Genomic DNA, 24,918 nt, shown 5'->3' on the forward strand with positions numbered 1-24,918 from the left:
TTAGTAATTAGTAAACATTTAAAAACTTTAGAATTAAACTATATAATCAACTATTATTTTAATCTGAGGCAAATATAAATAATAATTAATAAATACATTTATATCTATCTTCTCTCTAATTCTTAATTATCAATCACTTAACTATTATATCAGTAATTATTACTGATTACAACCAATCAAAACAATTGTATTACTTATTCAAATCTATGTGATAAATAAAAATCAATTATTCCAGTATTTTATGAAAATCTTATTAAGGAGTATAAGTGTAACAACTAATTATTAATAAACTAATTGAATATACTTTTTGCTCTAATTTCTGTATATCTTTCATAAATAACCTTAATATAGAAATCCTCTTTATTTTATCCAGCTTTAATCTCATATATATTATCGAAATGATCTTTTTCTAATAATAAAAGCTAAAAAGCTGACCATTAATTACTGGTCAGTTTTCTCATCTCTTAATTGTCATCTCCTCTTTACTTGTCATCTTATGGGCATATTCTCCATATCCCTTCTCTTTTATTAAGTCAATGCAAGCCTTTCTATCAGAACGAAAGATAAAAGCAAATACTTTAGATATAAAATTATTAAACATCTTACATTCATTCTGGTCTAAAAAATCTTTACAATCAGCACAACTTAAATAACTATTTTCCATACAACAATTTCTAACCTTACACCAACTGGATTCTTCATTCTGATGACAGCCTAAACACTTTCCCTTTAAGTATTTCTTACAAGCCCCACAGTACAGACCACAGTAAGCTATCAAACTTTTATCAGCAACTATCTTCTTCAAAACCATCATCCCCCTATTATACCTAACTTATCTAAATTATAACAGAGGAAATTAGACACCAGTATGTCATATTTAAAAATATTTTTTTAAGATTTTTTCTAACTTGACCTTTATTATATCTCTTATTCTCATCGGTTCTATAACTTCAATATATTCTCCAAGGCCAAGTAAAAAATCATACAACCATTCATTCTCCCAAATTTCTGTTCTGATTATCGCTGAACCACCTTCCAATATTTCAAAGGATTCTCTTGGAAAATATTCATAAGATCTTTCAATATACTCTTTATCTACTTTTAAGACCAGTTTTACTTTATCAGTTATATTATTAGAATCTAAACATTCTTGAGGAGTTCCTTTCTTTCTAATAAATTTTTCTTTATTGATAGTCAAATCTCTTATTCTAGAGATCCTAAAAACTCTAAAATCCTCCCTCAATCTACAATAACCATAAATATACCATGAATGTCCTTTTAAAATTATAGTCAATGGTTCTACTTTCCTTGAAGTTCTTTGATTTTTATTACTTAGGTAAGAAAATTCTATTAAATAATTATTCTTAATTGCCTTTTTAATTAAATTAACCTTCTCTGTTAATTCTTCATCATTACCCCAAGGACTATAATCAATAATGAAGGTCTCTTCTTTATCTTCTAAATCTGTATTAAACCCTTTCAATTTCTCTAAAGTATTTTCTAAATCAGAATCAGGTAAAATTTTTCTAACTCCTTCTAAAGCTTTTATAATAGTTTCTAGCTCTTCTACTTTAAATATATTTTTATCCATCTTATAATTTTCTAAGATACTAATACCACCATCTACTCCTTTAGTAGTTACAATTGGTATACCTGCTTTATTTAATGTTTCTACATCTCTGTAAATTGTTCTTCTAGATACCTCAAAATTATCTGCTAACTCTTTAGCTGTCACCTTTTCTTTATTAATTAATAAAATTGTAATTGCTAACAATCTATCTATTTTCATTTCTTACTCACCCCTAGTAATTAAATTATCTTTCATAAAAGACCAGTAAAAAATTACCTTCCCTACCCTAGAAGAGATTAATAAAAATTTTTTAGTTATTAATTGCTATAACCATGTTAATCTTCCTTTCTAGATTTTGTTTTGCTCTTACTTAACATGATACCAGAAATCGATAACTTTTTGATTCTATTATTTAGAAAATTTAATTGTTCAATAATCTATTAACAAATATTTAAATTCTAAAATCTTGAAGGAGTTAAATGTTAGTACAAAGAAGTTAAATTATATAGATACAAAAATAATTGAACCTATAAATATATCATCCTCTCTTAGTAATGTAGATATCCAACTTTAGAATGAAATATAAAACCAATCTACCTCACCCCTAGCCCCCTATGAGGAATATAGTTCAATTCCTCTTCGTACAGAACCAGTCTCTCCTCATGCTAGGAGAGGGGAACAAAATATGTTTTAGTTCTCTCTTTTTGGATCTATCGACCACTTCGTAATAAAAAGAATTTCCTAAGGTAGGAGAGAGCTAGGGAAATTATACTTTATAATCATTTTTAATAAAGTATAATGATCATGGAGAGTTTCTTGAGACTCGTAAGGAGTGAGGTATGAAAATGGTTTTAAATTTTTTATAAAATTACACTTTAGACTTGAATATCTATATTAAAAGAATTGCATAACTACATTTAGACCAAAATATAGATATTATGTACTAATTCTAAAGGGATTATCTTCACTTCTTTTTATTTCTATAACTATTTTAGGTAGATTAACATAAAAAGATATCACTTTATGCATCAGCTGGTTAAAAATTTCTCAGAAGTGTAATTAGGAGGGATTTTCAATGAAAAAAGCAATCTGTGGAAAATGTGATAAGATTATGAGAACAGTCTTTGAATCTGGTGAAAAGAAATATTTCTGTAAATATTGTGATGGTTTCACCGATTATCAGATTAAAAATGTCAAAAACTTCTGTGACAAATGTGGAGAAGAGTTAGAACTATTACAAGCCTGTGGTAGCGTTAGCTTCTTTTGTCATAACTGTAATGAAGTAAGGTCAAAAAGTGTGGTAGACACTAAATATTTTGAAGTTGAGGATAAATAACTAAGGTTAGGTTTAAATATAAAATTAAATTATAAAAACTGTCCTTACTTAACTTAAACTCAACCTTAAACTTCAACTAAGATATAAAATTCTAAAGGGGGATTACATAATGAACAACTTCAATTTTCATAATCCAACTGAGCTACTTTTTGGTGAAGGTCAAGTTAAAAAAATCGGTAAAAAGGTTAAAGAGTATGGTAATAAAGTATTAGTTGTTACAGGTGGAGGTAGTGTTAAGAGAATTGGTTTATACGACAAAGTTATTGCTTTATTGCAAGAAAAAGATTTAGAGATTCATGAGCTTTCAGGAATTGAACCCAACCCTAGGGTATCTAGCGTACGAGAAGGTGTCAAGATTTGTAGGGAAAATGATATAGATATTGTTTTAGCAGTTGGTGGAGGAAGTACTATTGATGCCACTAAGGCTATTGCTGGAGCAGCATTTTATGATGGGGACCCTTGGGATTTATTTGCTAAAGGCATAAGAATTAAAAATGCACTTCCTATAGGTACAATCCTAACTTTAGCTGCCACAGGATCTGAAATGAATCCAAATTTCGTTATCTCTAATCTAAAGACAGAAGAGAAGATGGGGGCTAGTAGTCCACTGCTTTATCCTAAATTCTCAATCTTAGACCCTATTAATACTTTTACAGTACCAAAGGAGCATACTGTATATGGAATTATAGATATAGCAGCACATGTCTATGAACAATATTTCAGCCATACTGAGTCTACACCTATCCAAGATAGATGGGCAGAGAGTATCTTAAAGACTTTAAAAGAAGAGAGTGTGAAGGTCCTTGCTAATCCTGAGGATTATGATGCTAGATCAAATATAATGTTAGCAGGGACGATGGCACTAAATGGTTTGCTCTCTATGGGTAAAGAGACAGATTGGGCAAGTCACGGTATCGAGCATGCTGTTAGTGCTGTTTATGATATCCCTCATGGCGGTGGGCTAGCAATCATCTTCCCAAACTGGATGAAGTATGTGTTGGAAGAGGGTACAGATAAATTTGTACAATATGCTACAAGAGTCTGGGATGTCGACCCAACAGGAAAGTCTGACCATGAAATTGCTTTAGAGGGAATAGAGAAGACTAGAGAATGGTTTAATGAAATGGGAGCACCTGCTCGTTTGGCAGACTATAATATAGGTGATGATAAGCTAGAGCTAATGGCTGAAAAAGCCACAGCTAAAGGTACTAGAGGTAGCTATAAAGTACTAGGTAAGGATGATATAGTAGAGATTTATAAGATGAGTTTATAAACAGTAACAAGTGACAAGTTACGAGCAACAAGTATAATCTTTTCTCGTTACTTGTCACTGATTACCTATTACTTAAATTATAATTTCACCTTAACTACTACTTTCTTAACACTTTCTGCTTGATCTACTGCTCGACAAGGCATATGTATATCTTGGGGCATAAAGATAGCAAAGTTTCCTGCCTTAATAGTAAAGAAATTACCTTCCCCCTCTAAGAATAGAATATCTTTCTCTTGACTATACTCTTCAATAACCTTCATTCCTGCTAAATCGGTACAACCCATTAATTCTTGTCCTTTAATCATATACTGAATATCTAAGTACTTACGATGCCCCTCCCAACGCCCTTCCTCTTTAGGCTTGGTCTGATACTCTTCAACTGAAGCATAGATATTATCGACCTCTATCTCATGCTTTCCTACTTCTAACTTAGCTAAATCCCTTTCGTCTAAAAATTTGAAGGCTCTAGCCATTCTATCATTTAAATTATAATAAAGCTTTGCATTTTTAAGATTATCAATTATCATCTCTTCACCTCTTTTATCCCTTTAGTTATCTTTAATTATATCAGGTGAATCTATGCTTTAACAATAGTAGGTATTCATTTGATTTTAAAATAATATGAGTATATCACGAAACTTTGGTAATCAGTAACGAGTAAGAATATCTTCTTGTTACTCGTTACTATCGTAATATCTCTCTTAAGTCTCATTGTCAAATCAACTACCTCAGATAGAAAAAGAAGTAACACAAAGTCTACTTCTCTCTTATCAATAATCTACCTACTTCACTTCTCTCATCCATTAAATCCTCTATCCTATCTGAATCCAATTCTTGAAGTATCTTGATTATATTCATATTATCAAAGGGGGTCATAATCAATGACTCCTCTCCATATTCATTTACAATTTTTGTAGCTTTATCTGTATCGATATTGGTTCTAGGTCCACCAACACAACCACCATCACACCCCATTCCTTCTACAAAGTTGGCTTCTCTCTCCTTACCTACTAACAAATCCTCTAATATCTGCTTACATTCTTTGACACCATCAACCTTCCTAGCTTTAAGTTTAATCAATCTTCTAGGAGCAATTCTATTTACTACAGTCTTAACAGAGAAGCTAACTCCCCCAGTTCTAGCATATACTCTACCAGCAAAGGATGCTTGATCCTTTTCATCTGCTGGTAACTCTGCTAAATTGATATCTAGGGCTTTAAAAATCTCATCAAGCTCACTATAAGTTAAGACAAAATCAATCGCTTCAGCCAGCTCTGGCTCCTTTGCTTCAGACTTTTTAGCAATACATGGTCCGATAAAGACTACCTTAGAGTCAGGATAGAGCTTCTTTAACATCCTCCCTGACAATATCATAGGTGATACCGATGGTGACATATGTTCAAAGACCTCTGGATAATTATTCTCTACAAGTCTAATCCAGACTGGACAACAACAACTTGTGAGAAAGAAATCATCCTCTTTTTTTACTAAATGGTCAAATTCAAAGGCCTCTTTGATAGTTAACATATCAGCAAATAAGGCTACTTCAATCATATCCTGAAAACCCATATACTTTAGAGCTGCCCTAACTTGTCCCATAGTAATATCATCACCAAACTGCCCAACAATCGAAGGAGCTACTGCTGCATAGACAGTCTTCTCTTCATCCTTTAATAGATTAGTAATAGGGAGAAACTCTATCTTATCAGCAATAGCTCCAAAAGAACAACTGCTAACACAAGTTCCACAATTTAAGCATTTATCATTAACTATTATCGGACCTTTACTCCTCTTATACATATGAGCTTCATACTTACAGCTATTATAACAATCCTTATTCTCAAGTTCCTTACCGCAGGATTCACATCTTCCTTCTATCTTAGTTACAATTGGTCGTTCTATATAGTCTAAATTTTTAATATCCTCTAATTCATAGGTAAATGACTTACTCTGACTAGGGTTAAGTCCCATTGCTACTCTGATATGATCTCTAATAAATAGATCATCTTCATCACTATAACCATACTTCTTCTTTATCTCTGCTACCAACTCCTCTAAATCATCATTAGTCAACAACTTTCCATTCCATTCCCGCTTAACAACTTCTCTAAAGATTTCCATCCTCTTACCTTGAAATTCTGTAAACTTTTCTACCATAAAAATCACCTTTTCCTTCGGTTTACTCTTATTTTGCCCTATTTGCTATTAAAAATTAGCTTATTATTGAAAATAAAAATTGTCCCCATGAATTCATGAGGACAATTTTATAAGATTACTTATTTTTAGTTTTGAGATTAATACCTTCTTTATAGAGTCACAAATGCCTAAAAAGCTATTTATTAAAAATTATTACTCTTCAGTATTTTGGTAAAATACTATATTTAAATCATTTGAGACATTTAAAGATTATCTTTTGCCACAGAGGATTATCTTTTCAAATCCGCAGGTTAAACCTAAAATGATCTTTTCCGAGGAAGTACTCTTGGGGTTGATCTTCACGAATTGATTCAAAATCATTTTAAACAATAAATTTATAATTCAATTTCTTGTTATTTGTTCGTATCAATTTGTGTTTCATTGGTGATTAGACTAATCTTTTTATCTTTTGACCTTTATCCAGATTTCATCTGTGTTGACCTGTGGCTAAATAATCGCTTTTAATTATTTTAAAATAAATTTTAAATTTGAATTCCTATACTTCTCTTATCACTATGATTATCTTTAATCATAAATTTCGTTGTTAAACCATTTTGGTTCAACAACGAACTTTGTGATTAAATAAAAACACCATAAATTAACACCAAAAATAGCTACAAAAAAACCGATATATTCCTTATCATTAAATATGCCTAATCCAATGAAAGGAGAATATATCGGATGCAAATCAATAATAATTTTATAAAAAAATTACTTGATTTACAAGACCTAGACATAATCTATTTCAATGTAAATAATGGCATATTTAATATATTTGCAACATCTAGCAATAAACAAGTTTATTGTCCTAGATGTGGTCATATTACTAATAAAGTTCATGATAGAAGATACCAAGATTATGAGCATTTACCTATCTGGAATTTAAAAACGATAATTTCTCTTGAAATAAAACGTTATAAATGCAGTTGTAACCCTGAACACCCCTTTACTGAAACCTTTAATTTTATAAGAAAACATCAAAGGCGTACAATTGCTTATGAGAAATACATCTTTACCTTAGCTCATAAAAATACTATACAAAATGTAGCAGATATTATTGGTATTAGTCATGGAGCATGTCAAAGAATCTATAATTTCTACGCTAAAGATAAATTAGAATCATTAGAACCAGAGCCTTTAACGTTATTAGGTATTGATGATATAGCAAACGTAAAGGTCATAATTACAATACAGTAATATATAATCAAGCAACTGGTAATCCTGTTACAGTTATATCTGGCAGAAGAAAGGGTGATGTAGTTCCATATTTAAGCAGTTTACCTCAAGAGGTTAAAGAAAACATTCAAGCTGTTTCTATGGATATGAGTAGAAGTTATTGTTATTCAGTATTAAAGTCTCTTCCCAATGCAAAACCGGTAATAGATCGTTTTCATTTATCACAAAAATTACACAAAGATACAGATGATGCAAGAAAGCATACTCAAAATCATATCAAGAAACATCATAATAAAGACGAAGTCTTTAAAATACGTTGGGCACTTCTTAAGAATTTAGAAGACCTTACAGAAAACCAATTGTTAAATTTAATAACAGCTTGCAATAAATATCCTCAACTAGCTCAACTACACTATTTGAAAGAAGAGTTTAGAAACTTCTTCAAAATTAAAACTAAAGAAAAAGCTCTTGCCTTTATTGATTATTTTAAGAATTTAGTAACAGAATTTGATATTCCAGAATTAAAATCTTTTTGCAGTACTCTTGATAATTGGTTGCCATATATTTTGAATTATTATGATTATCCAATATCCAATGGAATAGTCGAAGGAAATAATCATAAAATCAAAAACATTAAGCGTAGAGGATATGGTTATCGTAACCAAGAGAATTTCAACTTAAGAGTTCACTTAGAGTTTAAATACGTTTAATTGTTTAATTTTAGAAGTTACTAATTTTTAGCATAAGTTTATATTTTAAATTGGTATTTTTATCAAGTATAGGGATATTTAAATTATATAATCTTTATTAGATTTTATTAGAAAAATTATAAATGTATTATTATGGTTTAAAATAAAATTATTTTGATTTAATTTTTGACACATTATCAAAGTTATTTTTCACAAAAGTCGTGGAAGAGTCATAATCTTCATAAAAGATAAGCCAACCTAGGATTTTAATTTTTATCGTCTTCCTCAGTACGAGTAGCTAACAATTCTTTTAATAACTAATTATATTTTAATGAAATTCTTTAATTTAATCTATCTAGCCGTATCTTTTAACAAAAAATAAAAAAGCAAGAAGCCAACAATGATCTGTGCTCCGGCTACTGCAGACCCTCAGGAACCCACAGCAATCTCTCGACTACTATAGATCCTTTCCGAGCCTACAATAATCTTTGCTCGAAGATACTAGAGCAAATCTAAGAACCTTGGACAATCTCTCGACTGCCACAAAATCCCGGCATACCCTAGTATCTTCTTAGGTCGACCAACATAAATCCCTGAAGAGCCTAATAGCAATCCCTTCAGACTGAACTATTGACCCTCTCAGAACCTATGCTGATCTTAACGCCGACCATTATAGACCATCACAGCCTATAATGATCTTTGCTCGATTGATATATATCCCAGATGGAACATATATCAATCTTCCCTCGACCATTGCTGACCTCTTACATTTATTATAGTGTCCAATTCTTTGAAAGATATTCATGATTTTTTGAAAAAAATTATGAATATTCCTCATACTCACACCCACACTTTATTTCACATTCAAAATATCTTTAATCTCACTTTTAATTCCTATACTATCACAATTTCTATCATGCCTAATCTCTTTCTCTTCTAATCCTTTTAAGCCTCGATGAATCTCTAAACCTGTTAGTTGATTTAAATTGTCTAAGATTTTAAATTCATTCTCTTCTGCAACTTCTCCTTCTAATGCTTCTAGCACTGCTTTGCTGAATTTATAAGGATTAGCTGTAGAATCTACTATAGTTACTGTCTTATCACCTGTTTCCTCTAGATACTTTCGATAAGAGTCGACTCCTACTGCTGTATGAGTATCTAAGGTATAGTCATATTCTTCAAAGACTTGTTTGATTGTCTCCTGTGTCTCTTCTTCAGTAGTCCATTGCCCTACAAAGATTTCTTTAATCTTGGCTTTAGTAGCTTCGTCAATCTCAAACTTACCTGTCTCTTTTAAATCATTATACCATCCTTTAATCTTCTCAGCATTATGGTCAGTCATTTCAAATAAAAATCGCTCTAAGTTAGAAGATATCAGAATATCCATTGATGGACTAATAGTCTTATGGAAGTCACGATTTATATCATAAACACCCGTCTTTAAAAAGTCTGTTAATACTTTATTAGTATTAGATGCACAGATGAACTTATTAACTGGTAATCCCATCTGAGAAGCATAATAGGCTGCTAAGATGTTACCGAAGTTACCTGTTGGAACAGAGACATTTATCTTCTCCCCTGCTTCAATTCCTTTATCTCTAAGTAAGTAAGCATAAGCTGCAAAGTAATAGATAATCTGTGGTACTAATCTTCCCCAGTTAATCGAGTTAGCTGAAGAAAATTGGTATCCATTCTGATTGACTAATTTATTGAAGTCAACATCTCCAAAAATCTCTTTAACAGCACTTTGGCAATCATCAAAGTTTCCTTCTACACTAACAACGACAGTATTATCCCCCTCTGTAGTCAGCATCTGAGCCTCTTGTACCTTACTAACTCCATCATTAGGATAGAAGACAATAATCTTAATCCCATCTACATCTTTAAAACCTTCTAAAGCTGCCTTTCCTGTATCACCAGAGGTAGCTACTAAAATAACTATCTCCTTATCGGAGCCACTCTTCTCAATCGCCTTCACCAATAAATGAGGTAGTATCTGCAATGCCATATCCTTAAAGGCTGCTGTTGGTCCATGCCATAATTCTAAGATATAAGTATTATCATTTAGCTTAACAACTGGTGCTATATCCTCCTTATTAAAACTATTTTCATTATAAGCTGCTTCAATAACCTCTCTTATCTCTGCTTGGCTATAATCAGTTAAGAACTTCTCTAATACTTTAAAAGCAATCTCTTGATAACTTAGTTCACTCATCTGATAAATCTCTTCTTCACTAAAAGTAGGTACACTTTCAGGTACAAATAATCCTCCTGTTGGAACCATTCCTAAATGTATTGCTTCTGCTGCACTAACTTCATCATAATTTGCCCGCGTACTGATATATTTCATCCTACTCCATCCTTTCTACTCGAAATCTTATTTTGCTTAATTATATCAAAGGAAGGGGTAGTTGACAATGTAGAATTGATAATTGGTGGATGAAAAATTTAATTATCTATATTACGATGTTTTTTGTATAAAATAACATTATTGTAATTTATATTCAAAAATTCTACTTTATTGTATTACAATAGGTAATAGAGTATGTTTAAAGAATAATTTAGATGAAAATCAGCATTTAAATTTGAAACAGGGGTGAATTAAGGTGAAAATTAGAGAGATAAGAGCAGAAGATATTGAGCATATTTGGGAGTTAATCAAAAGGAATTTTGATGAAGTTATGATAGAACACCATTCAAAAGAGGTAGTTGAAAAGTTTAAAGAATATAATAAACCAGAAAAATTAAAAGAGCAAATGGAATGGAAAGAGATATATGTTGTCGAAGAAGATGACAAAATTATTGGTACAGGAGCAATTGCTAATTTTGGCGATAATGATTCCCCAAAATATTCTATATCTAATTTTTTTGTTAAACCAGAATTACATGGTAGAGGAATAGGTAGATTTATATTTGATCATTTATTAATGTCTATTAAGAAAAAAGAGATAGAAAGACTTCATGTTCCTAGTAGTAGAACAGGATTGGGATTTTATAAAAGAATGGGGTTTGTAGAAGATGAATTTCAACCTGATAAAAAAGATAAAATAATTTGGATGACAATGAAATTATCTTAAAATAGAGGTGAAATTAATGAAAGTTGCTTTTATAGTTTTTAATGGAATGACTGCATTAGATTTGATTGGGATTTATGATCCCCTAGTCAGACTAAAGACAATGGACTTTATCCCAAAGTTAGAATGGGAAATTTGCGCTTATTCTCAGAGTCAGATTAATGAATTTACAAGCTTAAAATTCACTGCTACCAAAATAGAGGCAGACTTGAGTAACTTTGATCTAGTAATTATACCAGGTGGTTTTGGGACTAGAACTTTAATTAAAGATACTAATTTCCTAGATTGGATTAAAACGGCTAAAGACTGTGATCTGATAGCATCAGTCTGTACTGGTTCTCTATTATTAGGAGCAGCAGGATTATTAAAGGGCAAAAGAGCTACTACTCACCCTAATGCCTTCACAGAGCTTAAAGGCTATTGTCAAGAGGTCTTAGATCAGAGAATTGTTGATGAAAGTAGTATCATCACTGCCAGAGGTGTGAGCTCCTCAATCGATTTGGGGTTATATCTCTGTGAGAAGCTAGCAGGTTATGAGGTTAAAGAGAAAATCAGAGAACAGATGGATTATGGAGGTTACTCTATAAATTAGACTTTCAATATCTTCTAAAAGAGGTTAACTTCTAAGTTAGAAGTTAACCTCTTTTAATCTAAAAATCAAATTCAATTTTTCACTCTCTCTTCAACTACAACAGGCTCTTCTATCTCTTCATCTTCATCATCAATCTTCTCTAATTTAACCCTAAATCTAATTTCACTACCATAATCAAAGATATACATTATCTCTTGCCCTTCTTCTAATCCAAGCTCTCCAATCTGGAAATCATCAGTGTTTGCTCCACTATCTCTAGGATCACTAATAGCTTCTCCAGACCAAGCTTTTCCATCCATGAAAAAAGCATAAAGATGGTCATCCCAAAAATCAAAAACACCCGCAATAGATAGATGTAAATCTTCTAAGGTATGCTTAGCACTAAGCTTAACCCGACACCAATTACTTCGATTTAAGATAATTTTGAATAAATAATTACCTTCTTTAAATCCATCTTCTTCACTATCTCTATGAAGAGTATTTTTTAGCTCTCCTTCTGGAAAAACTGAAATGAAAGCTTCAATAAACTTCTCCTCTTCCCACTCTTCAAATTCTTCTATATCTTTATCACCATCTTCACTATCAGACATCATGCTACCCCCTTCACCAAAGATAAAAAAGAATTCATCAAAAGGGTCAGACTCTTTAATAGCTAAAGGAGCACCTGGCTTGCCTTTAAAATCACCTAGCTTTTTTCTTTGGGATAAATTCCAATAATCTAGCTTCCTTGTTAGACCTAATATTTTCATCATTATAAATCCAAAGGGAGTAATTTCAATAGTTTTTCCAATATAAGTGCTTTTAGAGTAACCCTCCTTAGGTTTATAAGTGACCTCCCAAAAACCAAAATGAGAGAAATAAACTAAAAAATATCCCCAGAAAAATAAATCTGAAGTTATTCTCTTTAACGTATGTATTTCTCCTATAATATTCTTATCTATTCTCTCAATCCAAATTGAAAATGAACCTAAAGGATTTTTACCTATTCCTCCTTCCTGCAATTTATCCCAATCACAATCAACCCAGAAAGTTTCTAACAAAAAGATATATCTTTCTGTTAAAGTTAGTTTTTTGTACTCCTTTAATCGCTCTGTGGGAATAAGAAATATTTTACTCCCCTTTCTCTCTTTTTTAAATAGTCCTCCTTCTACTACTAGATTATAAAATAGATGCAACACTGGATAAATTCTCTGGTGACTCTTTTTAGTTGTATCTGCTACTTGTTCTGACATTAGCTGATTAAGCCTAAATAAGTCTGGTCCCTTTAAGTTTTCACTGGTTCTAGTCAATTCAATTTTATTCTTCTCTAAATATTCAATAAATTGTGGGAAATCTTTCATAATTGGAATTTCTTCTGTTATATGTAATTTCATCTTTCTCTCCTTTTTCATTATAAATGACTTATTTCATCTAACAATGCCCGTCTCCTTTTAAACTCTAACTTTAAAGCAGAAAAACGTTTTTTCCAAGTAGACCTATCCTCTAGTAAATGAATATAAATACCCTTAGCTTCTTTTAAATATATAGCTGCAACCCGATACTCTTCTCTCTTTTTCTGAGCAATCTTCCTAAGAGCACTCTTCCAATAATACTCTACAATTTGCTTAGGAAACTCTTCTTTTAATCTCTTAGCAAAATTATCAAAACGATTAGTCCAGTAATAATAACTTTCTTCTGAGCAAATATCTAAAAGGATATTGAGAGCATCTTCTTTTGAACCTTTATCCAAACATATCTCTAAATACTCTTCAATATTATTATCCTTAGCTTTTTTGATAATTTCATCCTCTAGCAACTCAAAATCATTTTCTTTTAAAAATTCTTTTGCTCTTTTATACTCTTCATAATAACCATTATTTCTAATAAATTTATATGATTTTTGCAAAATATCTTTAGCTTTTTTATAGTCACCTTGTTTTTTATGATATTCAAATAACCTATCAAGCATATTCTTACCTTCTTTTCCCCTTTTTAATGCTTGTTCTACAAGCCATTCTAGTTCTTCCAGATTATTTTTATTAGCAAAATAATTAAAATAATATTCATATAGTTCAGTAACTCTACCTTTTCCTTTTAGTATTCCTTCTTTTGTAATCTCTATAGCTTTCTTTATATTACTTCTATCAATATAAAAAGTAGCTAAATCCCAATAATCCATTCCATATAATAACTTTTTATTCCTTTCCACTAAATAAGCTTCATCATCATCAAGCGCATTTTTATAAATATCCATCATTAATTCCTTATCCCAATCTGAAGGATTATTATTAAGTTTCTTTACCAAATGTCGCCATTCTTCCTCAGTTTCACAAATTTCAAAACAAAGATCAATTAAAGTATCACCAAAACCGGAATTTTGAATTTTATATTCTTTCATAACTCTATCTATAAATCCAAACTTAACTCTAGTTGAAATATTATTACCTTCAATCAAATCAGATAATCATATGCTTTATCTTCCTCATACCGTAAACCACCACCATACTCATTAAACTCTGATATTATCTCTTCAGCCTTACACCAATAGGTCATTAATAAATCATCATCAACTGAACTTTTACAATCTACTTCATTTTCTTTTAACCACTCTAAAATTAATTCATCTGATTCTAAAATTTTTAATCGCATCCCTTGAATTAAATCATATAATTCTTCTTTATTAAGCCCCCGTAACTTCTCTTCTAAAGAACTTCTGCTCATTAATTTTTCACCTCACTTCTATTATTTTAACGATTAGCAAACCAAACTGCGTAATCATCTAGATATTTATAATTTGAGCTTTCCTTATCGATAGCTTCTAAATTACATAAAGGAAAATGATATATCTCCCTACCTTCTCTACCTTCTATAATTATTCCATATAAGTCATCTACCATCTTTATTTTCTTAACATTCAACCTATCACCTTGCTTTAAAGGACCTCCTTTTTCTTGATATTCAAAAACCTCAGTTTCAAAAGGAAAGTCAAGAACCTCTTTTAAATGTTTTCCCCATGCATATAAAGTTGCCATAATATCTCTATTCTTGGTATTTTTTAAAATTTGATTAATCCTTTTCCCCTGCTCTCCAAATCCCCAAAATACTCAATCATACTCTTCTTCAATCTGATTAATAACCTTTTCTACATCTTCTTTACTATCTTTAGGCTCAACTTTCTCTAAATCTTTAGCATCAAGATTCATCTTGTCATACTCTAAACCTTCTTCTTTGCTAGCAATAATAAATTTTTCAGGTATCTCTTTTAAGGTAATACTATCTCATTTAACAGTACAAGTATAAGTATCTTCTTTAATCTCAAATATATTTAGGACTCTTCCCTGCCATCCTCCTATTGAAATTTTTTCATTATCTGGGCACTTTACACTGGATTTTACTTCTATTGAATCACCTACATTTAACTCTATTTCCATTAGCTATTCTTCCTTTTTTTAACTTGTTATAATTAATTTTATACCCAAAGTTCACCAAATACAAAATTAATCTGCTAAGGTATTAAATTTTACTTTTTTGCTAAGAAAATTTTGAAGCAACTCTTGTGATGAAACTAAAACAAAGTAAATGAATAATAGACTGGATTAAGATTCCACCCTATTATTACTCTTCAAAGCGTAGCGAATAAATCTTATATTTCTACTGATAAAAGCTGATGATATGAATTCATATCATCAGCCTTTAATAGTTTTATCATCTAAATAAGTCTTAATTGCTTAACATCCCTTATTCTTAAGAATCCTTGGCTTTTCTTTCCCTACTCTTTTGAACATTAGCACAATTTCTACAGGATACACTACAATATTTAGTTCTAGTATTATTAGAAATAAAAGCACTATCACAGTACTTACATCTATTAATTAATGTTGATTCATCAGTAACTGCAAAGGCATACACCGTTTCTATAGCAGTTTTTAGTGAATCAAACTGCCAAGCAATATTGGTTTTATCCAATTGATTTATTGTAAAACCAATTTTATGCGCCTGAAACTTACCTGCCATAATTGTAACATTCTCAGTCAAATTACTAGCTTCATTTTGATATATTAATAGTTGATTAAAATGTGAAGATATCATCTTAGCAAAATCTATTATCCACTTAAGCTGTTCAGAATAAAATCTTGAAAAGACAAGGTCTAAAACAATAGGTCGCTTACCATAATACTTAGGGGAATCTTCTCTCTTTACTATATCTACACTATTTCTATATTCTTTAATTACAATATCTCCTTTTTCTGCAAAAGGAATAAATTTACTTAAATAATTACTTTCATTCATCATCTTTTCTTTAGTAAGCAAGTTATTTTCAATCAACAAGACTTTTTTATCCCCTATGACATTTCGATTATATACACTGGCACTTATCAAACCTAATAAGCCATATTTTCTAGCAAATATTAAGATATCATTATTTAATTTCTCTTGATTTTCTTGATTATCTGCTTCTAATTTTAAAGCATTATCACCAAGATTTATTAAATCTAAAATCAAATCTTCTGCTACATTAAAGGGATTATACATAGTAAAACTAGCTTCTTTAGCTGGAGTAATATAAACTTCGCCTGCTGAACTTTCCTTAATCTCATAATCACTATATTTAAGCCAATCAGTTGCAAATTGTCCAATTAAGTTGACTTTACCATCCATCTACTCTTCCTCCGCTCATTTATTATTTATTATATGTAATAGTTGTAATTGTTATAACTATTACATATCTCAATTGTTATTTTAATCCCCTTTTAGTTCTTTGTCAACTATTTTTGAAAAAATAAAATTTATAAGACAAAAAAATAAAAAGAGGATTCTTCATTTTTAGAAGAATCCTCTTTTTATTTCTCTACTATTATTTGATATTCTTCTCTATTATCTCTCTTTAAGAAAAATCAACTGTTTTTCATACTACTTCCTATCAATTTTAAACTTTCCCCTATATTATTCAATTCTCTAATTACCTCTATTACCCTTTGACCATCCTGTTCTGACTTTTTCTTAAGATATATCTCTTTTATCTCTGCCCATCTTGCCTTTCTTTCTTCGCTCATTCTATCAGTAACTTCATAGAACTTCAATAAGCTTGCCTCTGCTTCAGTTGCTAAAGTCTGGGCATCATTGTTATAACTATTCTCTATTAGTCTATCTATCTCACTATCATTCATAATGGGGACTACCTTTTCCACAATCTTATTCATATTTCTATAAGAGCCTTGTAATTTAAATGGTGGCTCTGTTCGATATTCATCACTTTGGGAAGAGGAATAGATATACTCCATATTTACCTTCAATATCTCATCCCTTATCTTTAGACAACTCTCTAAGACCTTTAAAGCCTCTTCTATATCCTCTTCAGTATAGCTACCAGTTAAGTTGATATCACCTCTATCTCCTGTAGCAATAGCTTGAATTAACTTATAGATATCCTCAGGATGCTTCATATATATCTTGTTCAAGTAACTATTTGAAGTAATAGCATTCTCTATATAGCTTAGCTTAAAGGCTTCTTCATTCTCCCTTAACATATCTCCTAGATTATATACATCAGCTCTATTTGCTAGCATATCAGGAATCTTAAACTTATCTCCACTCTCAGTATAAGGGTTTCCTGCCATTACTACAGCAACCTTCTTACCTCTAAATTCATAGGTCTTACTAATTCCTTTATAAACTCCTTCAATCTTTCTCTGCCCATCACATAAGGAGATGAACTTCTGCAAGAACTCTGGGTTTGAATGCTGGATATCATCTAAATAAATCATCACATTATTGCCAATCTCAAAAGCTAAATTTAACTTTTTCAGCTCTTCTCTAGCACTGGCATTCTCAGCCTCTGCTGGATCAAAGGAGGTAACACCATGACCTATAGTTGGGCAATTTATCTTAACAAGCATCATATTTAATCTGTTGGCAATATATTCTATCAAAGTAGTCTTACCATAACCAGGTGGAGATATCATCAGTAACATCCCCATGTTATCAGTTCTCTTGCTCTTTCCTGCTGTACCTATCTGTTTGGCTAAATTATCTCCAATTAAAGGCAGATAAACTTGGTCAATTAACTTACTTCTTACAAAGGAAGTCAATACCTTTGGCTGCAATGCTTTAAAATTAATCTGATTCTTGATAGCTTCAATCTTCTCAAACTTTAACTTCTGAAACTCTTCATATTGAGGGATAATATTCTCTTTAAAGTTATCTAGCTTATCAAAAAACTCTACAATATTTACCCTATATTCACCATTCTTAATAGATTGATGGGTTCCTACCAGCTTATCTATAACTATCTCAGATTTTTTATTGATTATTCTCCGCTTAGAATAATCACCTAAGATTAAAATAGATATAACCTCATAAATATAGTCATTGAAATCTAATTTTCTCTCATAGAGATAAGATTTGACCCATTCATTTACTAAGATATATCTGCCCTCTAAATCATCTTTTAAATTCTCTAAAGACTTCTTAAAATCTCCCTTAGCACCCTTTGAAATAAGGAAATTATTAAAATCTTCATATACTTCTGCTGCTTCTGTACTTACTACAAAATTCTCATGCTGACTTATCTCTTTAGCAAGATATTCAGCGACGTTAGTAAATTGATGGGACTCTATCCAGCGGTTCTTAGCTACGAAGGATTCTATCTCTTTAGCTAATGTTGGAATAAATCCTTCTACCAATCCTCGCTTAGAGTATTTTGATATAAGATTTACAGTCTTTAACCTATTCTCCAGTCTTTCTTTTCTATCTTCAGCTAATTCACATTCCCAAAATAGATTTGCGATGGCTCTAATTTTCGGATTATAGGAAGCCAACTCTAATTCTAGATAGGTATCGACTAAAGCACTTAATATTTTTGCTCCATCATGGTCATGAACACCCTTAGTATAATACTCTTTAGAATGGTTCTCTATGTACTTCTTTACAACCTTACTTAAATCTTTCTGCTCTTTTTGATATAACTCTTCTAAAGAATTATCTTTTTGATATCCTTTGAAGATATTATAGGCCAAAAATTCTGCCCGATATACATCATCATTTTCAGATATAACCTTCTGCTCCCAAACCTCTTTATACTTAATAAACTCCTCTTCATTTACCTTCTCCCAAAAATCGGTACCAGAGATATGAAAATAAAATCCATCTTCTTTTTTAAGCAAACTCAGTTCAGGTTTTTGACTATTGACTAAAAAATGATTATCTCCAAATTTAATAGTATTTTCATCTAAGAATAGATCCTTTTTATCTTTTAACTGCTTGATACTAGATTCTTTCAAGGACTTTAACTTATTTTCAATATCATCAGCCTTGGTACTATCTCCAAGTTCTATTAGCTGTTCTATAATATCTCTAATCTTATCTACCATGGGACTAGTTGAAAGGAGTTCATTGATAGAGCTTACTTCTTCAAAGGACTTGACCCTATTTTTTAAGCCTTTAAAGATTCTCTCAGCAGCATTACTCAAAGAATCTATCTTTCTATTCTTCTTTTCCAGTAATTGTTGCTTTTTTGATTCAAAAGTTGATATTATCTCTTCCCTTTTCTCAGTTAACATTACTACAAAGTTATCAAAATCAGAGAATTTACTCTCCATCTCATCAATTTGTACTATTATCTTTGACATATAATCTTCGGTCTTTTCCACAGTTGTAGATAAATCTAAATAGTTTGATACAGAATGAGTCAATAAGTTTAGTTTAGAATAGAACTCAGACTCTTGCTCCTTAGCATTTAGATTATCTATCTTATTCTTTAATTTTGATTTACTTTGATTTAAATTAGAAAAGAGTAGAGAGATCTTATCAATTATTTCAGAGGTCTTAGTCGCATCCTCTATCTTTAAATTATTTACTATATTGATTAAAAGCTCTAACTCCTCTGACACCTTTATTATCTTTTCATTCAATTCTCTTCCATCAATAACTTTTTCAACATCATTTAGTTGAACTTCTATCTCTTCTACTTCTTTAATATAAGGATCTAAGCTCTCATCCTTTAATAAAAACTCTACACAATCCTCTGATAATTTATCATTCTTCTCCTTTATGTTTGCAGCTAGTGTTTTGACTTCTTCTTCATCAATGAACTGTAAGTCCTTTAACCCAGCAATTTCTCCTCTTACTTTTCTTATTTTGGTCAGATATTTTACAAAATCATTTATCTTCTCAAAAGTAGTATAACCTATTGCTTTGGCTATATCCTCTACTTTCTCTTCAACTTCCTTATATTGCTTGACTGTATTCTCTTTTATCTTAGTAACCTTATCAAACTCTTTAATTGCAATTGCCCCTGCTTCTTTGATCTTTAAAAGGGACTCTTTTAGATTAAAGGCTTCCTCTTTATCTACCCAAAAATAATTATTTATAATCTTTTCTGCATCTTTTACTATATCTATGTACAAGCCATAATAACTATCATCTTTTTTCGATAGATTATAGAGAGAATAACAATCAGCCATCAGCCTGACTATCTCTTTATTCCCTATATTATATAAGAACCCATCTTTCTCTTCTTCTTTTGCCGTTACTATACTCTTAGTAAAGGAGGTCTGCCAAATCTGGATGGTATGATTTCTTTTAGGCTCTTGTCCTGCTTTAAAGATAATCATCTCTCCATTATCAAAATGAGAATATCCATTACAGATTATTGGAGTCTCTATATCTTGATGGATGATATTATAATTATGAATATAGTACTCTCCAGTTACCTTATCAAAAAAGATATATTGATAATCTTCACCATTGATTGAAGCCTTTTTATTCTGAAAGACTATATTCTGATAGTTTAGTTCAAACCTCTTAAAGCCTCCTGATTGCAAGAAGATCCCATCAGGAAAGATTATTCCATGACCTTCAGGGAGTAATACTAGCGATTTTCCAATAGAATCTATCCGTTCTACCTCTTTTGTCTTTTCATTAAATACTATATATCTATAATTATCTTCCTGATAAGGCTTCATCTTAAGTAAGATAAGGTTTCCTACTATAGCATAAAAGATATCAGCATCATCAAGCTTCTGGTCCTTTTGCTCTACCTCTTCTGCATAAATCCCTTCCCCAGAGTTTGTATTATCCTCTATCTTTAAGGTCAAGGTCCCACCAATAGTCTCTACAAATACACGATCTTCAATAGAGATATGGGGATGAAGACCAGCAACCTGGTCTTCTCTTGTAGTCTCTTTCCATTCAATCTCTTGCTGGGTAGGATATGTAATCTCATGGCTGAATCTATTTCCCAAATAATCTATAGTCCCATCTTCTTTTAGCACCCATTTAAAACTCTTTATATCATCTACCTTTTCCCCATTTTGAAAGACCATATAGATAAAATTATCTTTCTCATGGAACTTAGCAAAAAAGCTCTCTTTATAATATTGATATAGCTCTCTAAAATCACTTTTAAACTGCTTATCATCTAATAAAGAGTAATCCTCTCTAGCAAATCTAGTTCCATTATAAGTATATACAGAGAAGACATCACTTAATTTAGTTTCTGATTTCAATCCTAAATGGACATTGTACCCTAATATAATTTTATTGCCTATAGGAACTATATCTCTAGGTATACAGCTATTCTCTGTAACTATAGCTTCACTCTTCTTTAAAGTATTTTTAGTCTCTCCATATATCTCAATTCTTTTTTGATTCAACCTCTCTAACTTATCTTTTAACTCTGCTGAACTCTCTAGCAGTCTATTTCTAATAACATTATATGAAGCAAAACCCTCTTGCTTTTTCTCTTCTTTACTTTCTTTGCTCATATCTATCCCCTTACCCAATTATCGATTTTATTGGATCATTTTCTACTCCAAGCTCTTTAGCTTTGTCCAGCAATCTACTTATAACTGTATTTGGAGTATTATTAGAACTATCCATATATTTCATTATAGCATTGGAAATCGTAAGGTTCTTAATAGCTTCAGAATCAACATTAAAACTATCAATTAAAGTCTTTAATTGCTTTTGAAAATTCTCTATATCACCATTAAAAAAGGTGTCCTTTACATCTGTTAAAACTTTGGAGTTATTAACTAAACCATCTACTTGCTTACCAGTACTGATTGAGTTGATCAGCTTATCAAAAAAGATAGAGTCTCCTCCCACGATATCTACATTAGCATTCTTCAAGCCATCTCTCATTATCTCTGCCTGTGCTCTTGCTATCTCAGCTTGAATACCAATCTGTGCTAATTCTACCTCTTTATCTTTATTTAGCTTCAATTTAAATTCTTCATGCTCTTTTCCTACAGCATCTAATTTCTTCATTGCTTCTGCTTTCTTATTGATTCCTTCTGCTTCTGCTAATGCTTTCTCTCTAATTACTTGTGCTTCTGATTCACCTTTAATCTTGATTGCTTTAGCTTCTGCAGCTGCTTGCATCTCTTCAACCTTAGCTTTTGAAGCACCTTCTGCTTCAAAGGCTTCTGCTTGTGCCTTCATTACTCTAGAGTCAGAGATTCCTTGTACAGAAGCTTCCTCAGCCTTAGCATCTGCCATGATCTTAATAGACTCAGCCTTTTTATGGGAGGTCTTCAATTCAGTATCTGCCATAATAACCTCTTTCTCTGCTAACTCTTGGGCACTTCTCTTCTCTGCTTCAGCAAGTTTGATCTTCTCAATTGCTTTAACCTCTGCATCACTTTCAGCTTTTGTAGTACTTACTTTCTTCTCTCTATTAGCCTGTGCTATCTCTCTAGTATCTTTTATCTTCTCTTCCTCTTCAGCTACCGATTTCTCTACTATTACCCTCTCTCTGACTACCTCTTGCATACTCTTCTTCTCTTTTTCTAAATCCTTCTCCTTGGCTATCTCCGCTAGCGAAACTATCTTTTCTCTCTCTGTTCTCTCTATCTCAGTCTCTTTTCTTGCTCTCTCTTGCTCTACAGACTCTGTTCCCTCTTTAGCTATTCTAGCAATAATAATCTGTCTATCTTTATTCTCTTCAGCAATTGAAATCTCTTCATCTGTCTTAATCCTTGTTCTTTCTGCCTTTAATCGCTCTTCTTCCTCTACAATCTTTATCTGAGAATTTTCTCTCGCTTTCAAATTAGCTATCTCTCTTTTTTGCTTCTCTTCTGCTTCAGCCTGTTGTCTTTGAAGTTCTAAGACAGCCTCTCTAGCACTTACATCCTGTTTTACAATTGTCTTCTCTTTATTTCTTTTAACTTCATTGGCTCTTATTGCTTGCTCAGCAGTCAATTCGATAATCTTTTTAATACCTTCTGAATCCAGGACATTATTCTCATCTAAATTTTCTATCTTTGTCTGCTCTAAATAATCAATAGCAGCATCATCTAAGACATAACCATTCAGGTCAGTTCCTATAACTTGAAGAATCTCTTCCTTGAAGGTATCTCTTTCAGTATAAAGCTGAGTAAACTCAAACTTCTTACCAACTGTCTTTAAAGCCTCAGAAAATTTAGCATCAAAAAACTCCATTAAAGTATCAGTATCAGAAGCTTTTTTAGTCCCCAAAGCTTTAGCTACCCTTAATACATCCTTTTCGGTATGATTTACCCTTACAAAAAAAGCAACTTTGATATCAGCTCTTAAATTATCTTTACATACTAAGCCAGCCTTACCGCTTCTTTCGATTTCCACTCTTTTAATCGATACATCCATTAGTTCACAATGGTGCAAGATTGGAATAATCCAAGTTCCAGTAAATGATACCTTTGACCCACCAATTCCATTTTTTATAATTGCAGTTCCTTGATCAACTTTCTTATAAAATAAAGTCAATAATATAGGAAACCCTATAAATATAAGAAAGGCTACTGCTGCAACTACATACAATATCATTTCCACCATTCCTATATCAAACATTCCAATTTATACCCTCCTTAAATTATGTTTTTATATAAAAGAAGCTTTATACTTCTTTATATACAATATCTTATTTATATAATTTATGTAAGTTTCTGTAAACTCATAGTCAATAACTATAGTTGCTCTCTTACAATATAAACCTCTTTCTCCCTATCTTTAGAAATTACAACTGCTCGACTCCCCCTTATAATACTTTCACCTAATGATTTTACATTTATTATAATAGGATATCCGTCAACTACAATCTCAGCTTGAGCAATATTTACTGAGTTTAAATTAGATTTTAAGATACAACTCTGACCAATAATCTCGATATCACTCCTATCTTCCATAGAATCAAAAAATTTCTTCAAAGGTTCTGTAATCCCTTTAGTTATGAAGGCTGAGATTATACAGTTTAGTATAAATGCTAAGAACCCCCAAATAGATCTTGGAGAAATATTTATATAATAAACCAACATACTCAAAACCCATAATACAAGAAAGAAGATAGTCCCATAAATTATAAGAGGTACAGAACCAAGATTTAAAAATTTCAATATCCGTAAAAAGTAATATCTGATTGGACCAATCTCTAATTTTGGATCTTTTGTCTCAACTCCACCATCAAAGTACATATTAGACGAGAAATCTATATCTAAGTCAAATTCAATGACATCAAAAGAAAAAATACCCAATATTATTAAGACCCAGTAGCTTATTACCATAATTAAAAAAGCTGTAGCTAAGATATTAATTCCAGTAAAGGCAAATTGAATATATTCCATAAACTCTCCTTTCTATAGATAAATGAAATTCTAAGATTAAGATTAAGCAAAACATAAAACATTATTTTAATTAGACTTATACTTAAGCTAATCTTTAAGATCACATATCTATATTTTTAATTTCAGTTACAACCTATACTACAAAATATTTCTTTTCTTGTATATAGTTTTATCAAAGATCTCCTGCTGGTTTTTTATTACTTTTTTAATCTATCATGTAAATTTTTAGATGTCAAGTATTCTCTTTCTTTTTCAGAATAATTGGCAGAGAGAATTTAAAATTTTTAATTTATTTATCGGTTTTAAGTTTAAATCATCTTCTCATGCCATATACCTCGTTAACCTTTAATTGTATCATATCCTATATTTACGCGTTGTGCTAATAGATGAAATTTATATGGATGTATTTACCAGTGAATAGAAGTAAAAAGAAT

Annotated in this window: 20 protein-coding genes; 6 read left to right on the top strand and 14 right to left on the bottom strand. The window is 31.2% G+C overall.

Annotated features, from left to right (window positions below; genetic code table 11):
* Positions 1-457: 457 nt before the first annotated feature.
* Positions 458-811, bottom strand: coding sequence for a DUF3795 domain-containing protein (locus U472_RS13910; protein ID WP_068719351.1), 354 nt, complete (start codon positions 809-811; stop codon positions 458-460).
* A gap of 66 nt (positions 812-877) precedes the next feature.
* On the bottom strand, positions 878-1,789 hold the full coding sequence (locus U472_RS13915) for a helix-turn-helix transcriptional regulator (RefSeq protein ID WP_068719352.1): 912 nt from the start codon (positions 1,787-1,789) through the stop codon (positions 878-880).
* Positions 1,790-2,645: 856 nt separating this feature from the next.
* On the opposite strand from U472_RS13915, the gene U472_RS13920 reads away from it, so the two are divergent.
* Together U472_RS13920 and U472_RS13925 are read left to right on the top strand one after the other, a co-directional pair.
* Positions 2,646-2,906: a YfgJ family double zinc ribbon protein gene (locus tag U472_RS13920; protein WP_068719353.1), complete on the top strand. Its 261-nt coding sequence runs from the start codon at positions 2,646-2,648 to the stop codon at positions 2,904-2,906.
* 109 nt (positions 2,907-3,015) lie between these two features.
* Positions 3,016-4,179 carry an iron-containing alcohol dehydrogenase gene (locus U472_RS13925; RefSeq protein ID WP_068719354.1) on the top strand — a complete coding sequence of 388 codons (1,164 nt, stop codon included), beginning with the start codon at positions 3,016-3,018 and terminating at the stop codon, positions 4,177-4,179.
* A 77-nt stretch (positions 4,180-4,256) separates the two neighbouring features.
* On the opposite strand, the gene U472_RS13930 is transcribed toward U472_RS13925, so the two are convergent.
* On the bottom strand, positions 4,257-4,706 hold the full coding sequence (locus U472_RS13930) for a NanQ anomerase/TabA/YiaL family protein (protein ID WP_068719355.1): 450 nt from the start codon (positions 4,704-4,706) through the stop codon (positions 4,257-4,259).
* A 229-nt stretch (positions 4,707-4,935) separates the two neighbouring features.
* Positions 4,936-6,336 (bottom strand): [Fe-Fe] hydrogenase large subunit C-terminal domain-containing protein, encoded by a 1,401-nt coding sequence (locus tag U472_RS13935; protein ID WP_068719356.1) that lies wholly within the window; start codon positions 6,334-6,336, stop codon positions 4,936-4,938.
* A gap of 720 nt (positions 6,337-7,056) precedes the next feature.
* Here U472_RS13935 and U472_RS13940 point away from each other — a divergent pair.
* Positions 7,057-7,572 carry a helix-turn-helix domain-containing protein gene (locus U472_RS13940; RefSeq protein WP_068719357.1) on the top strand — a complete coding sequence of 172 codons (516 nt, stop codon included), beginning with the start codon at positions 7,057-7,059 and terminating at the stop codon, positions 7,570-7,572.
* On the top strand, positions 7,572-8,261 hold the full coding sequence (locus tag U472_RS13945; protein WP_083189926.1) for an ISL3 family transposase: 690 nt from the start codon (positions 7,572-7,574) through the stop codon (positions 8,259-8,261). Before U472_RS13940 ends, U472_RS13945 begins: the two co-directional genes overlap by 1 nt.
* Before the next feature lie 832 nt (positions 8,262-9,093).
* On the opposite strand, the gene thrC is transcribed toward U472_RS13945, so the two are convergent.
* Positions 9,094-10,590, bottom strand: coding sequence for a threonine synthase (gene thrC / locus U472_RS13950; protein WP_068719359.1), 1,497 nt, complete (start codon positions 10,588-10,590; stop codon positions 9,094-9,096).
* A gap of 256 nt (positions 10,591-10,846) precedes the next feature.
* Here thrC and U472_RS13955 point away from each other — a divergent pair, with 256 nt between their 5' ends.
* Together U472_RS13955 and U472_RS13960 are read left to right on the top strand one after the other, a co-directional pair.
* Entirely contained in the window at positions 10,847-11,317 is a 471-nt protein-coding gene (locus U472_RS13955; RefSeq protein WP_068719360.1) for a GNAT family N-acetyltransferase, read from the top strand.
* 16 nt (positions 11,318-11,333) lie between these two features.
* Positions 11,334-11,906, top strand: coding sequence for a DJ-1/PfpI family protein (locus tag U472_RS13960; protein WP_068719361.1), 573 nt, complete (start codon positions 11,334-11,336; stop codon positions 11,904-11,906).
* A 71-nt stretch (positions 11,907-11,977) separates the two neighbouring features.
* On the opposite strand, the gene U472_RS13965 is transcribed toward U472_RS13960, so the two are convergent.
* The 9 genes from U472_RS13965 to U472_RS14000 all read right to left on the bottom strand — a co-directional run bounded on the left by U472_RS13965 (position 11,978) and on the right by U472_RS14000 (position 24,484).
* Positions 11,978-13,279, bottom strand: a complete 1,302-nt coding sequence (locus U472_RS13965; protein ID WP_176714184.1) for an IS1096 element passenger TnpR family protein — start codon at positions 13,277-13,279, stop codon at positions 11,978-11,980.
* Between the two features lie 17 nt (positions 13,280-13,296).
* Positions 13,297-14,283 carry a hypothetical protein gene (locus tag U472_RS13970; RefSeq protein WP_141677996.1) on the bottom strand — a complete coding sequence of 329 codons (987 nt, stop codon included), beginning with the start codon at positions 14,281-14,283 and terminating at the stop codon, positions 13,297-13,299.
* Between the two features lie 53 nt (positions 14,284-14,336).
* Positions 14,337-14,606 (bottom strand): hypothetical protein, encoded by a 270-nt coding sequence (locus U472_RS13975; RefSeq protein ID WP_068719364.1) that lies wholly within the window; start codon positions 14,604-14,606, stop codon positions 14,337-14,339.
* Between the two features lie 26 nt (positions 14,607-14,632).
* Positions 14,633-14,917 carry a calcium-binding protein gene (locus U472_RS13980; protein WP_068719365.1) on the bottom strand — a complete coding sequence of 95 codons (285 nt, stop codon included), beginning with the start codon at positions 14,915-14,917 and terminating at the stop codon, positions 14,633-14,635.
* Between the two features lie 246 nt (positions 14,918-15,163).
* Positions 15,164-15,316 carry a hypothetical protein gene (locus U472_RS16920; RefSeq protein WP_176714185.1) on the bottom strand — a complete coding sequence of 51 codons (153 nt, stop codon included), beginning with the start codon at positions 15,314-15,316 and terminating at the stop codon, positions 15,164-15,166.
* A gap of 313 nt (positions 15,317-15,629) precedes the next feature.
* Positions 15,630-16,544 (bottom strand): hypothetical protein, encoded by a 915-nt coding sequence (locus tag U472_RS13985; protein ID WP_068719366.1) that lies wholly within the window; start codon positions 16,542-16,544, stop codon positions 15,630-15,632.
* Between the two features lie 236 nt (positions 16,545-16,780).
* Positions 16,781-21,649, bottom strand: coding sequence for a DNA repair ATPase (locus tag U472_RS13990; protein WP_068719367.1), 4,869 nt, complete (start codon positions 21,647-21,649; stop codon positions 16,781-16,783).
* A gap of 10 nt (positions 21,650-21,659) precedes the next feature.
* On the bottom strand, positions 21,660-23,714 hold the full coding sequence (locus U472_RS13995; RefSeq protein WP_245684821.1) for a flotillin family protein: 2,055 nt from the start codon (positions 23,712-23,714) through the stop codon (positions 21,660-21,662).
* A gap of 116 nt (positions 23,715-23,830) precedes the next feature.
* A complete protein-coding gene (locus U472_RS14000; protein ID WP_068719368.1) occupies positions 23,831-24,484 on the bottom strand; it encodes a hypothetical protein in 654 nt (217 codons plus the stop codon).
* Between the last annotated feature and the right edge of the window lie 434 nt (positions 24,485-24,918).

The sequence above is a fragment of the Orenia metallireducens genome, assembly GCF_001693735.1.
Lineage (GTDB): Bacteria > Bacillota > Halanaerobiia > Halobacteroidales > Halobacteroidaceae > Orenia > Orenia metallireducens.